The 13,708-nt window shown below is 50.4% G+C and carries 10 protein-coding genes; 2 read left to right on the top strand and 8 right to left on the bottom strand.

The genetic code is table 11. From position 1 onward, the window contains the following. Positions 1-23 precede the first annotated feature (23 nt). From ACOI06_RS03145 to mgtE, 6 genes are all read right to left on the bottom strand, one after another. A complete protein-coding gene (locus ACOI06_RS03145) occupies positions 24-1,058 on the bottom strand; it encodes an ABC transporter ATP-binding protein (protein WP_420661052.1) in 1,035 nt (344 codons plus the stop codon). A gap of 246 nt (positions 1,059-1,304) precedes the next feature. Next, complete coding sequence (locus ACOI06_RS03150) at positions 1,305-1,748, bottom strand: acyl-CoA thioesterase (protein ID WP_420661053.1); 444 nt, start codon at positions 1,746-1,748, stop codon at positions 1,305-1,307. Next, entirely contained in the window at positions 1,745-2,641 is an 897-nt protein-coding gene (locus tag ACOI06_RS03155; protein WP_420661054.1) for an endonuclease/exonuclease/phosphatase family protein, read from the bottom strand. Before ACOI06_RS03155 ends, ACOI06_RS03150 begins: the two co-directional genes overlap by 4 nt. Before the next feature lie 22 nt (positions 2,642-2,663). Next, on the bottom strand, positions 2,664-3,470 hold the full coding sequence (locus tag ACOI06_RS03160) for an HAD-IIB family hydrolase (RefSeq protein WP_420661055.1): 807 nt from the start codon (positions 3,468-3,470) through the stop codon (positions 2,664-2,666). 105 nt (positions 3,471-3,575) lie between these two features. Then, positions 3,576-5,339: an acyl-CoA dehydrogenase gene (locus ACOI06_RS03165; protein ID WP_420661057.1), complete on the bottom strand. Its 1,764-nt coding sequence runs from the start codon at positions 5,337-5,339 to the stop codon at positions 3,576-3,578. A gap of 36 nt (positions 5,340-5,375) precedes the next feature. Then, entirely contained in the window at positions 5,376-6,839 is a 1,464-nt protein-coding gene (mgtE, locus tag ACOI06_RS03170; protein WP_420661058.1) for a magnesium transporter, read from the bottom strand. Positions 6,840-7,140: 301 nt separating this feature from the next. Here mgtE and ACOI06_RS03175 point away from each other — a divergent pair, with 301 nt between their 5' ends. Then, positions 7,141-8,820 (top strand): AMP-binding protein, encoded by a 1,680-nt coding sequence (locus ACOI06_RS03175; protein ID WP_420661059.1) that lies wholly within the window; start codon positions 7,141-7,143, stop codon positions 8,818-8,820. A gap of 22 nt (positions 8,821-8,842) precedes the next feature. On the opposite strand, the gene ACOI06_RS03180 is transcribed toward ACOI06_RS03175, so the two are convergent. Further along, positions 8,843-9,685 (bottom strand): inositol monophosphatase family protein, encoded by an 843-nt coding sequence (locus ACOI06_RS03180; protein WP_420661060.1) that lies wholly within the window; start codon positions 9,683-9,685, stop codon positions 8,843-8,845. Between the two features lie 193 nt (positions 9,686-9,878). Here ACOI06_RS03180 and ACOI06_RS03185 point away from each other — a divergent pair, with 193 nt between their 5' ends. Then, positions 9,879-12,086, top strand: a complete 2,208-nt coding sequence (locus ACOI06_RS03185; protein WP_420661061.1) for a TIM-barrel domain-containing protein — start codon at positions 9,879-9,881, stop codon at positions 12,084-12,086. Positions 12,087-12,194: 108 nt separating this feature from the next. Here ACOI06_RS03185 and ACOI06_RS03190 read toward each other — a convergent pair whose 3' ends face one another. Continuing rightward, entirely contained in the window at positions 12,195-13,616 is a 1,422-nt protein-coding gene (locus tag ACOI06_RS03190) for an aspartate ammonia-lyase (protein ID WP_420661062.1), read from the bottom strand. Positions 13,617-13,708 lie beyond the last annotated feature (92 nt).

Genomic DNA, 13,708 nt, shown 5'->3' on the forward strand with positions numbered 1-13,708 from the left:
TCATTACTTGTCTCCTTAAGCGTTTAAAGACGTATGCCATTGGCGTCGAACCAGTGTTGATCCGAAGATTGCCAACCAAGATTGAGCGCTGAGTTCACTTGCAGGGGTGATTTCCCTGGTGCGCGAACGGTGAGCGCTTGATCACCGATCTGTGTATGTAAGAGCAAATCGGCTCCGATAAATTCGGTGTTTTGCACAGTACAAGCGGTCTGACCTTCCAGATGAATATCTTCAGGTCGGATGCCTAAGTGTTTTGCGTTGGGAGGGCCGTCGACCACAACATCAGAACCTGCGATCCGACCGTTTTCGATGGACAGCACATTCATTTTGCTGCTACCGATAAATTGCGCAGCAAATAATGAGGCAGGTTGTTGATAAATTGTGGCGGGCGTGGCTTTTTGTTCAATCCGACCGTCTTTCAGTAGAACAACTTGATCGGCCATGGTCATGGCCTCGGTCTGATCGTGCGTGACATAGACGACGGATAGGCCGAGATTTTGTTGAATTGCACGCAACTCCTCGCGCATGGTTTGCCTTAGTTTGGCATCCAAGTTCGAGAGAGGTTCGTCCATTAAACATAGCCGTGCATTGGCAACAAGTGCTCTAGCCAGTGCGACACGTTGTTGCTGACCGCCCGACAGTTGCCCTGGCTTACGGTCACGTAAATGCGATAGGCCTAACATGTCCAGATTGCGTTTAAGTCTGGTTTCGATTTCAGCTGCGGGTGTTTTGCGAATACGCAAACCAAATGCCACATTTTCTGCGACAGACAGATGCGGAAACAGTGCGTAGTTCTGAAAAACCATGGAGACACCGCGCCCGGATGATGGCGTGTGTGTTACGTCTTCTTCAAAAATATCGATACGACCTTCTGAGGGCGTCTCAAGCCCTGCAATTAACCTTAATGTCGTTGTCTTGCCGCATCCTGAAGGTCCCAAGAGGACCGAGAAGTCGCCTTCTTCTAATGTCAGATCCATCGGATGTAATCCGATTGTTTGACCCCAGACTTTTGTAACTTTTGTGAACCTAACCGCAGTATTTGAAGATTCTTGGCTCATTTTTCAAGAAGACCTCTTGTTTGGTTAAACAACGCGTTTAGGCTAAAGAGTTTCGGTGGAGCGTTGTATACGAATTGCATTTTTGAAATTGTCGTTTGTATTGTTGTTTGTGCGTTTTTGTGAATATTAGACTAAATCACCGTCTCTTGCAGGCAAGTGCCTAGGGTGCGGGAGGTCGCTGGCATTTGGCAACACTAAAAATTTACGAGTTGCCACTGCTGTTCCTCTGTTTTTCTCTTTCTTTTTCTAAGCAGAAAGTTTAAGTAGCTGCTCACGTATAACGTCGGGAATCGAGGTGGGCCGACCTGTTTCGGGTGATGCGCAAACAATCACAAATTCACCTCGTGCAGCAGCTGTTACATCGGAATCTTGTGTAAACACCCCAAGATCCCAGGTGATGCTGGAGTTCCCCATGCGCGCAATTCTGACGCCAACATCGATATAGCCTGGAAAAGCCACCTCTCTAAAATACCGACAGCTGGACGCGACAACAAGTGTACGAACTTGCTCAGTGACGGTTCGTCGTAACTGGTGGTGTGTTAAGAAGCCTTCTACAGCAGTGTCAAAAAATGAGTAGTAACTGGCATTATTGACGTGTCCATTGGTGTCGTTATCAGCGTAACGTAATGTAATACGCTCAAAGTAGGGATATAAATCGCGCCCTGGTGCGACGTTGTCTTGAGTGCTCATGGTGTGTTTGTATTCCTTGGTTCTGAATGTGGTTCGCCTAAAACCAAATGGACTGGCTGATGATCAGATGCTTGTGTTTGTGTGTCTACGCGGATTGACTGTACCCGTGAACGCAGAGATTGGCTAATAAAGAAAAAATCACAGCACACAGGCTCAGGTCCGTAGGTGTGATCGTACAAATGAAATGTCGGATCGTGCGGCTGATCTGGATGGCATAAGGGCCATGCATCAAACCATGGGTTGATACAGTTCTGCTGAATGATTTGTTGATATTCGGCGCTCTCGGCTGTGAAGTTGAAATCACCGCAAAGAAAGGCGTCCAGTGTTTCTGGTTTGGCTTGATAGGGTGTTTGCGCCCTGCCTTCAGGCGTCGGGTGTGTCGCACGCAAACTAGCTGTGTCATGGCATTCAAAGAGTGCTTTGGCTTGCGCAAGTCGTTGTGGTTGGCTGTAGTATTCCAAATGCGTGGTCATGATACGCAAAGGGCCCCATGGGGCTTGTACGGTGCAGGTCAAACACATGCGCTCCATGCCGGGCAGGGGGCTGTTGGTATCCACGGGAGACGGCAAATTGATGCGCTGGGTGCGTAAAATGGGCAAACGACTGGCAATCAGATTGCCAAACTGTTGGCGTGTTACTTGTCCACTTGGTTGCTCATCAATGGCTGCGCCAAATGCGATGTGGTAGTTAGGTAGCAATGATTGAAAGAGAGCGACCTGATCTGCTGGGGTGTCTTCAGTTAACCCCGGAAAATTTACAGAAATCTCTTGGAGGCACAGAATATCAAAGTCGCAAAGTGCGTATGCCCCGTCGATAATTCGTTGTGCATCAATTTTTCCATCGATGCCTTTGCACCACTGGACATTCCAAGTGACAATGTTGAGCGATTTCATTGTGTTGTAACCTCGTCAGGTTTTATTTGGATTGATTGCGATGCTGTAGCAGCGTTTGTGCCATTTCAACAAATCCATCACCTGAGTATTGTGAGCAGATGAATTTGGGTGGTGTGGCAATTCGGTGCAACTGATCGCGTACGTTGGCAACACCTACAGAAATCGGAAAGAATCCAAACATCGGCGCATCATTGGCTGAATCTCCAATAAAAAGCGCAGTCTCATCTATGCGATCGACTAGCTCGGGCCAATATTGCTCGAGTAAGGTTTTTGTCATGCTGAGCTTGTCGTAGTCACCAAACCAGCCGTTCACATGAATTGAGCTCACTTTGGCTTGTGCGCCGACCTCTTCAAAGAGGTTCACAATGCGGTCAATATCGGCTTCGCCCAAAGGTTCCACGTCTTCGCAGAAATCCACGGCCAGATCGGCAATTCGATAAGGTTGGTCACTGGCCAATGCGCAGCCGGGCACTTCGCGAAGAATGGTTTGCGCCAGTTGATCGAGCTTGCGTCGATTATCTTGTTGGGTTTGTGGGTCTGTCCAGAAATGCTGGTGCATGCGACGTTGTGCACGGTCGTAGCGCATAAAAAATGCACCGTTTTCTCCGACAATAGCTGAGACTGGCCACATTCTGGCAATGTGGTCACACCAACCTGCTGGACGACCGGTAATCGGGATGACCTCAATGCCGGCCTGCTGGAGTGACTCCATCGCCGCATAAGCACGTGCAGTCAGCGCCCCATGCGTGGTCACTGTGTCGTCAATATCGCAGAGAACCAGTTGAATCTGTGCGGCTTTTTCTGGCGCTAGAGAAGACAGGGACTGCATAGATGGATCTCCTTAGTACATCATAGTGTGGTCGAATTGAGGATTGGCCTGCGTGATGCAATGGTGAAATGAAACGGAAGTGTTCTATTCTGCCATTGGATGGTCTCAGAGATGGGTAAGCACCTCGTGTCCGTGCAGAATAGAATGCGATAAGCCCAGTGCAGGCATCAGAACCAGTTGTCCGTAAGCGCTTGCAAGCTTTAAATGTTGTGCTTGGGTCGTTTCGCAAATAGTGGATTCAGCCATCGCAGCGAGTGCACACCGTCCAAGCATCCAGCCACCAGCCACAAACCCTGTGAGCATCAAAAGTGGTACTGAGGTGAAATACACCGCTGAACGGTCTGCTTCTTGGCGAGATAGGATGAAGTCTAGACAGCTTTGTAGCGTGTCTGTCGCTTGCTGTAGTTGGAGTCCTAATGTTTGCAGCATCGACTGTTGAGAATCCGCAAGGGCCTTACACACGGTAAGCATGTCTGCTAATAAGCCCTGCATTGCTTGACCTTGGTCGCGCAGCAATTTGCGACTCACAAAATCATTGGCCTGAATCGCCGTGGTACCTTCGTAAATCGGGGTGATGCGGGCATCTCGCCACAGTTGGCCAATCCCAGTTTCTTCGATGTAGCCCATGCCGCCATGAACTTGCATGGCCATGGAAGTGATCTCAACCGCTTGCTCGGTGCACCAACCTTTAACAACGGGAATTAGTAGGTCTGCGCGCACTTGGGCGCGTTGAGCCGCTTGCGCATCTGCTTGAGTGCTTAGATCAAGTTCAGTGGCGGCTTCTAGTGCGAGTGCACGCATGGCTTGCACGGTGCTTTCCATCGTCAGCAATAGTCGTCTGACATCGGGGTGATCTTCGATCATGCCCTGACCACCTGTCTTTAATAGAGTGGAACCTTGGCGTCGGGTGTGTGCGTATTCGCGTGCGAGCTGAAATGCCCGTTGTGACACGGCAACACCTTGTAATCCGACCTGCAGTCTGGCGTGATTCATCATGGTGAACATGTAGAACAAACCTTGATTAGCTTGCCCCACTAGATAGCCGATTGCGCCTTCGTTGTCTCCAAAGGTCATCACCGCGGTTGGACTGCCGTGAATACCGACTTTGTGCTCCAAGGCGGTACAGACCACATCATTACGCACCGTTTGCCCCTCGGTGGTTTCGATCTGTTTGGGAACCAGAAATAAGGAGATTCCTTTGATGCCTGCTGGGGCGTCAGGCAAACGTGCTAGCACCAAGTGAACGATGTTGTCGGTTAGATCGTGATCGCCATACGTAATGAAGATTTTGGTGCCAAAGAGTCGGTAATGATCGTCTTCAGGCACGGCGCGGGTGGTGATTGCAGCCAAATCAGAACCTGCTTGAGGTTCAGTCAGATTCATGGTGCCAGTCCACTCGCCACTCACGAGGCGTTTCAAATAACGGGCTTGTAAATCCGCACTCGCATGGCCTTGTACGGCATGAATCGCTCCTGAGGTGAGCATAGGACACAACGCGAAAGACAGGCTGGCACTGTGCCACATTTCATTGACATTCATGGACAGAGATTGCGGCAAACCTTGGCCACCCGTTTCGGGTGAGCAGTCTAAACCGTTCCAGCCACCTTTGATGAATTTCTGATACGCCTCTCGATAGCCGGGTGAAGTTTGCACCTGATCGGCTTGTAATGAGGCTGGTTGGCGATCACTGGCAGGATTTAGTGGCGCAATGACTTCATTGGCAAAACGCGCAGCTTCTTCGAGGATGGCGTGCGCAAGATCGGCTGTGATTCCTTCAAACTGCGGCAATGATCGGAGTCTAGATAAGCCAGTGACATGCGCTTGCAAAAAACGCATGTCTTCAATAGGGGCGTCATAAAGCAAAGTCATGCCGTCTGCGTCCTTCTGTGAAGAATAGGCGGAAAATTAAATCAGAAAGAGCGTAGCCAAACCCAGAAAGATAAAAAATCCCAAAGAGTCCGTCGCAAAAGTCAGTAACACGGATGAACCAATGGCCGGGTCCTTACCGAATCGGGAACGGATCATGGGGACAAGGACGCCCACGAGCGCACCAACCAGCATATTACCGATGAGCGCAGCCATCATCACCAAAGCAATTGGTACCGAATCTGAAATACCCCAGGCAAATAAGCCAGCCACAAAGCTCCCTAGTAATGCCACCATAAACGTCACAGTGATTTCTCGCTTGATGAGCAACCAAGCATTTGCACTGGTGACCCGACCGACGGCCAGTGCACGAATGATGATAGTCATTGTCTGGTTACCAGAGTTGCCACCAATCCCAGCCACAATCGACATCAAGAACGCCAGAACCACAATGTGACTCACAGTGTCTTCAAATCGAGACGCCACATAAGCGGCAATACCGGCTGTACAGAGGTTTAGCAGCAGCCAAGGTGAACGGTTGCGTAAAGCGCGGGCAAAGGGCGCAAAAATGTCCTCTTCTTGCATACCGGCACGAGACAAAGCCTGCTCATCATTGTCTTCTCGAATCACGTCCACCACGTCGTCAATTGTGACGCGCCCGACCAGACGGCCACGGTCATCCACCACGGGTGCTGACACCAAGTCATAACGCTCAAAAGCTGAAGCGGCTTCAGCGTCATCGTCATGTGGGTTAAGTGTCAGATAAGCGGTGCTCATGACGTTGTGAACTGATTCATCGGGATCGTTCACGAGGAGTGCAGTGAGCGGCAAAACGCCAAGCAGGCGATCGACACGATCCACCACAAAGATTTGGTCTGTGTGATCGGGCAGCTCAGTGAGCCTTCTGAGGTAGCGCAGTACGACCTCCAGACGAACATCATCGCGCACACGGACCATTTCAAAGTCCATGATGCCCCCCACACTGTCTTCTGGGTAGCCCATGGCTTCAATGAGTTGTGCGCGTTCTTTAAGGGTGAGGCCTTTTTGAACTTCGGCGATGACGTCAGGTGGTAAGTTGGCCACCAAGTCCGCAATCTCGTCGGCGTCCATGTTCTCAGTGGCGGCTACGAGATCGGCGCGATCCATGCTGTCGATCAGAGATTGTCTAACCCAATCAGCCACTTCCAGCAACACATCGGCGTCGAACTCAGAGCGCACTAAGTTCCAAATTAATTGACGCTCTTCTTTGGGAAGTGATTCCAGAATAAACGCAATGTCAGCTGGGTGTAAGTCGTTAACCAGTGTGCGCAACGCGTCTTCGTGTTGTTTTTGCAGCAAGTTGACTTGCACTTTATCGCTTGCATCAGATTCTGAGTCGTGACTAGAAATGTTTTCAACAACGGCATGGCGACGTAATTGTTCTTGTACGCGGGCCAGCGCGAGCTGAGCGTCTTCAGTATCCAGTCGGCGTGCGGTGCTTTGAGTGCGATCTGTGTCAGTCATGCTTTTATTTGCCTGATTGTGTGCCGGGTCAATCCCCTCTGGACTGACGGCGATAGATTGTCGGATGCGAGAGAGTCAAGCATATTTTAATCGTCGTGAGTCTTATTAGCCAGTTACGAATCAGCCTGTGTCGATCGAATAAGGCTCTCCCGAGCGAAATCGGTTTGTGCTGCTCACCATATCACGCCAGACACTTTATATCAGCACGTTATGAGTTGTTCAATCGATTAACGTGGTCATCAGGCATTATTATCGAGCCAAAACCACGATTGTTAGAGCATCAGGTTCATGGGAGAGAAGGTTGGAGAGAAGTCCGCATGATTATTCATCGCTGGTTGCGATGCTGGATGAAGCCTTTACCAAATACGCACAACGAGTCGCCTGTATACATTTAGGGCATGCTGTGACGTATGAAGCACTCAGTCAGCAGGCTTTTGACTGGGCTTTCTGGTTGCAATCGCTCAATTTGCCCAAAGGCTCTCGGGTGGCAATTATGTTGCCCAATGTTGCTGCAAGCTTGGCCACAGTTGTAGGCACTTTGCGAGCAGGGCATGTGGTGGTGAATGTGAATCCACTGTATACCGCCCATGAATTATCGGGATTGTTGCGAGACAGCCAGCCCTCTGTGATCGTGGTGTTTGAAACGTTTGCGCACACGTTACAAAAGGTTCAGAGTGATTTGATGCCCGCGCATCAGATTGTCGTTCGTGTCGGTGACCTCTTGCCGCAACCCAAAGCGTGGATGACGAATTTTGTGGTGAAGACGATTCAACGCAAAGTGCCTGCCTGGAAACTGCCACAAGCCCAGATGTTGATGCATGTTCTGAAGCAGGGACGCGCTTTGAATCAGAAAGCAGGTGGTGTGCTAAAGCCTTTGCAAGTAAGTCCACAAGATATGGTGTTTTTACAGTACACCGGTGCGACAACGGGCGAACCCAAAGGCGTCATGTTGTCACATGCCAATATTGTGGCCAATGTGTTACAGATTCACGAAGTGTCTACGCCCGCACTGGGTCATTTACGAAATCGACCGTTGTCAATGCTCACCGCACTGCCGCTTTATCATATTTTTGCGATGACTATCTGTGGGTTGTACGCTTTGTTTTCAGGGATGACGATAACCCTTGTGATCAATGCACGCGATCTGCATCAGGTAGTGTCCGTCTGGAAACAATCACCTCCTGCCATCGTGCCGGGGGTAAATACCTTGTTCAATGCGTTGCTGCATAACCCACAGTTTCGTGAGTTGGATTTCTCGAGTTTGCGCTTAACATTTGGTGGTGGCATGGCCGTTCAGGTGAGTGTGGCACAAGCTTGGCAAGCTTTGACGGGTTTGACCATTGTTCAAGGCTATGGCATGTCGGAGACTTCACCGGTCATTTCAGCGGTACCGATGGACACCACGCATTTCTTTGAAACCGTGGGATTGCCGTTGATCTGGACGGATATCCAGGTTTTAGATGAGCATCACAAACCCGTTGTGCAGGGGAAAGTTGGTGAGGTGGCGGTTCGTGGGCCTCAAGTCATGCTCGGCTATTGGCAAGATCCGGCCCAAACCCAAGCATGTATGACCGACGACGGTTATTTTTTGACGGGTGATATGGGGTTGATCAATGAGGTCGGTCACCTCGTTTTAGTGGATCGCAAAAAAGATATGGTGGTGACATCGGGCTTTAATGTGTATCCAGCTGAAATTGATCGCGTGTTTTCTGCGCACCCCGAGGTACTTGAGTGCGCAGCTGTGGGCTTTCCAGATGCGGTTTGTGGGGAAGTGGTCTGGTTGTTTGTGGTGCCGCGTTCAGAAAACTTACAAGAAGCCGGGTTGCGTCAATGGGCAACTGAGCATTTAACGCCGTATAAATGCCCACGGGCATTTGTGTTTGTGAAATCATTGCCTAAAAACACAGTGGGTAAAACATTGCGCAGAGCGTTGCGAGCGCAGTATGAGTCGGGTGAGCTTGAGCAGACTGCGCGCGGCTAAATGTCGCGTGATTATTCGATTTTTAAGGTGTCAACTGCATGTGCTGTCGATAGAAAGCAATTAGCTGATCGTGAAGCGTAGGACCGGAAGCGACCACACGACCTGCTTTAGGCCAATTGTCTTCGGGTAATAACGGGTCAGACACCAAGGCACCGGCTTCTCTGGCAATGACTGTGCCAGCAACTACATCCCAGCTTTCGAGCTTTTCTTCGACGTATCCATCAACGCGCGCACAAGCTAACCAAGCAAGGTCTAGCGCAGCAGCCCCGAACCGGCGAATACCGCGGGAGGATTGTGCAAGATCATGAATAATGCGCAGATAAGCTTCAAGATCTTCGGGGCGTCTGACCTGAATGCCTGCCGCAATCAATGCGTGATCCAGGCTCTGTACATTGGATTGTTGAATGGGTTGCCCGTTGAGGAAAGCGCCTTCACCGCGAATGGCCGTAAACATCTCTTCGCGCGTTGGATCATAGACCACACCAAGGATTGGGGTGTCCTCAGTTAGGATGTTTCCGCTGGCGTCTGTGCTGCCTGCGTGGGCCATTAAGCCGATTGAAACCGCAAAATAACCCAGTCCATGAAGGTAGTTTGTGGTGCCATCTAAGGGATCAATATGCCAAGTTGCGTGTTTTCCTGACACAGCGCCGGACTCCTCGGCGATAATAGCCATATTCGGCGTGCCCTGTCTAAGTGTTTCAATGATGACTTTTTCGGACTGTCGATCGGCTTGTGAGACGAGATCGTTGCGTCCCTTAAAGTCGATGATCAGAGAATCAGGTTGTTTTTGAAAATCACGTAAGACAGCAGCGCCTGCTCTAGCAGCTTGCGTGGCGAGGTTCAGACAATCGGTCAAAGATGGCATGAGTTGTTGAAATCCTTTCAGTCACACTGGGTCGTTTTATAGCTCAGTTGTAGCACGCAAGGCGAGTGCGCGCCAGAATCTGTGAATACAGAAATGTTTGTTGAGTCGAATGTTTTTGAAGGAGCAGACGTTTGAAGTTTATAAATTGTGCCAATTCCGTCAGAATAAGGGATTGGACGTCTACGGGTTCCGAATGCAAATGAATCTTGACACACTTGATTGGCTTGAAAGCCGCCCATCCAGACATCTGTTTGATGCCGGAGATGGTTACCATCTCGTCATCGAACCCCATGCGCCGGGAATGTATCGGCTGCGGATCGGTCAAGCTGAGGCAGTCCAGGATGATATGCCAGCTAGACCTAGAGCGCGTGCGCTTGCAGAGATGTTGCTGGCGCGACCCGAGGCCGTTGGTGAAGCAGAGCTGAGCCTTGATGAGGAAACGCAAGGTTGGCTGATTCGTCAGGGGCAAACTGGACTGCTGGTGCGTAAAGCACCGTTTTCTGTGACGTTAGTGCAGCTTGATGACGATGATCGGGTGTTGCCGGTGAGTCAAGCTGTCTTAGATAACGTTGTTTCAGACGATGAGCATTGGTCATTTCAGATCGGTTTGAGCGATGACGAAATGGTCTGTGGTCTGGGACAAGCTCACGACGATGTCGATCGACGTGGTGAGTATATCGATTCTTCGAAACCTGAACATCGAGCCTTACCGCTGGCATGGAGCCCGCAAGGTTGGGGTGTTTATGTGAACACCCTAGGCCGCGTTGAGCATGATGTCGCAAGTACTGTTGAAAACCAATATCGGGTGCGAGCGCAACAAAGCGTTTTTGATATTTTTCTTTTTGTGGCAGAGCCCATTGATATCTTGAATCAGTACACCGCGTTAACCGGTCGAGCCGGTCAACCGTTGCTGTGGGCGATGGGCATCTGGCTGCGTCAACCACGTGAATGTTCAACCAGTGAGCTTTTGACCACCGTGCAGGCATTGCGTGACGCAGGTGTTTGTCTGGATGCTGTCATGATGCGTGAGCCCATGGCTTGGCGTTTTTCTGATAGCCGCTTGGCGCTGGAGTGGGATTTGACACGATTTGAAGATCCCAAAGCCACACTGGAGACTTTTGCTGAAGCGAATGTTCAGCTTTGCCTGCCAACGATTCCAGCGGTGCAAGCTGGTTCGATGACGCAGACTGAAAAGTTAGTCTTTGCTGAGCTGGAAGATCGGGGTTGGCTATTGGCCGATGACGATACAGCTGATGTTTGGATCACACCAGAACACCCTGTGATGAACAATCAAGATTGTGCTTGGTTGGATCTGACGAATCGTGATGTGTATCAGCTTTGGGTGGAGCGCCACCGTCAGTTAGCCGAAGAAGGGTTAGGCGCCGTGAGCTGTCAGGCAGCGATCCCAATCCCGGAAGATGTGACTGCGCGAGGCGGTGAAACGGGTGATTTGTTGCGGGCTGTGTATCCGATTTTGGCAAGAACGTCTCTGTATGATGCGTGTGCAGGTGACAAGGTGCCACCTGAAGGGGTTGTGTTGACCAGTGATCTGGTACAGGCCGCGCAACGCTATCCCTGGCAATCGCCAATCCCTGTCGAGCAAAGCTGGGAAGGGATGCGTCAGTCGATTCAGTTGGCGCTGACTGTGGGCTCGAGCGGTGTGCCACTTCAGATGCTTGCGTTGGGTCATGAGGATCAAGATCCCGAAACACTGGACACAGAACTGTTCTTAAGATGGCTGGCGATGGCCGTATTCTCTGGGAATTTCCAGTTTGAAAGCGCCGCACTCTTATTATCAGAACGTTGGACACCTGAGGAGCGAAAAATCTTGCATCACTGGATGCAATGGCGTTATCGCTTGGTGCCGTACGTATTAGGTGCGATTGAAGACGCGACACGAACCGGATTGCCAGTTCAGCGCTCGATGGCATTAAGTTTCCCACAAGACGCACAAGCCCATGTTTGGGATACTCAATATATGTTGGGGCCCGCCTTGTTGGTGGCACCGACCATGCAGCCAGGTACGACAACTGAGATCTATCTGCCTGAAGGCGATGAATGGTGGGATTTGTCAACAGGTTGGCGCTATGAAGGTGGCCAAACACTCAGTATGGAAATCGACCTAGATAGCATTGCGGTCTTTGGTCGCGAAGGGCACATGCTTTGCCTGGGGCTGAATGTGAATCACACCGGTGAATTTAACTCAGCACGCCTGTTGGAAGAGGTCTGGATGTTTGGGATGCCCGTTCATAACCCGGTTGTGATGCGCAATAAGATTCGCGTGATGCAGATGCAGGGCTCTAGCTACATTAAAGGGCTTGAAGGATTGAAGATTTTGCCGTCTGAGGGGCTGGAGGTGAAGAGGCGTGGTGCGGAGGTGCGTATTTCACCGGCACGTTAAAGGCGATCGGAGCCTTAGTCAATTAAAGCATCAGAGTAAAAAATCGGGTATGTTCGCAGTGAACATGCCCGATTTTTTATAGAAAAAATCTGATGAAATTGCTGTGCTTTAAACGATCGGTGCGCGAGGTGTGGTCAAAGCCTGAGGCATCATAATCTTATCGAGCTTTTCTTTATCGATCAGTTTTTTCTCAAGCACGATGTCGTAAACCCGCTTGCCGGTTTCTAACGCTTCTTTGGCAACCTGAGTGGCGTGACGGTAGCCAATGTAAGGGCTCAGAGCCGTGACCAGAACAATTGAACGATCCATTTGAGATTGCAGTTGTTCGTGGTTAGGTGTAATGCCGTCCACACAGTTCACCTCAAGGGTGTGCATGGCGTTACACAAGTGTGCAATGCTCTGAAATAAAGCGTGCGCGATGATGGGCTCGAACGCGTTGAGCTGCAATTGACCGCCTTCTGCCGCCATAGACACGGTCATGTCCAAACCAATCACTTCAAAAGCGACTTGGTTAACGACTTCTGGAATTACCGGGTTGACTTTGCCGGGCATGATGCTGGAACCGGCTTGTTTGGCCGGTAGGTTGATATCGCCGATTCCAGCACGTGGACCACTCGAGAGTAAGCGTAAATCGTTACTAATTTTAGAGAGCTTGAGTGCAATATGTTTGAGCACACCCGAGAGATGGATAAAAGACCCCATATCCTGAGTGGCTTCAATCAGGTCACGTGAGGTACACACCGGTAAACCAGTGATGCGGGCCAGATGGCTGCAGACTGATTTTGCGTAGTTGGGGTGTGTGTTAATTCCAGTTCCGATGGCCGTCGCGCCCATATTGATTTCGCTGATCAATGGCAATGCTGCGCGAAGTCGAGTGATCAGGTTGTCCATGCTCACGGCATAGGTCTTAAATTCCTGCCCCAGTGTCATAGGGACCGCATCTTGAAGCTGAGTGCGACCAATTTTAAGAATGTCTTTGAACTCAACGGCCTTGCGATCGAATGAGGCGCTGAGTGATGTCAGAGCCAACAATAGACGCTCGCAGCCCCGATAGAGAGCAAGTTTAATGGCGGTTGGGTAGACGTCATTGGTCGATTGGCTCATGTTGACGTGTTCATTGGGGTGCAAGTGCTCGTACTCGCCCCGTTCGTATCCCATGAGTTCAAGTGCACGGTTAGCAATGACCTCATTGGCGTTCATGTTGGTTGAGGTCCCCGCACCGCCTTGAATCAGATCCACCGTAAAGTGGTCATGCAAATTGCCTTGGATGATTTCTTCACAAGCCTGAATGATGACATTTGCACGTTTTGCATCGAGCATTTCCAAGTCTTGGTTTGCTCGCGCGCACGCTGCTTTAATCTCTGCCAACGCATTGACCAAATCCGGAACCTGACCAATTGTCTGTCCGGTGATTGGAAAGTTTTGCATCGCACGTAAAGTGTGCACACCGTAGTACGCCTGCTTAGGCACTGGAAGATCCCCTAGCAGATCGTGTTCGATACGGAATTCAGTTGTTTGATCGTTGTCCATTTCGGCTCCATGATGCATGTTCTTTATTCTTCCCCCTCATGAGTCAGCCGCAAGCTGCAGTGAGTTGCTGAACTTGTGTGTGGTCGGATGCG

Origin of the sequence: Orrella sp. 11846 (genome assembly GCF_048820935.1) — a bacterium.
In the GTDB taxonomy this organism is placed as follows: Bacteria; Pseudomonadota; Gammaproteobacteria; order Burkholderiales; family Burkholderiaceae_B; genus Algicoccus.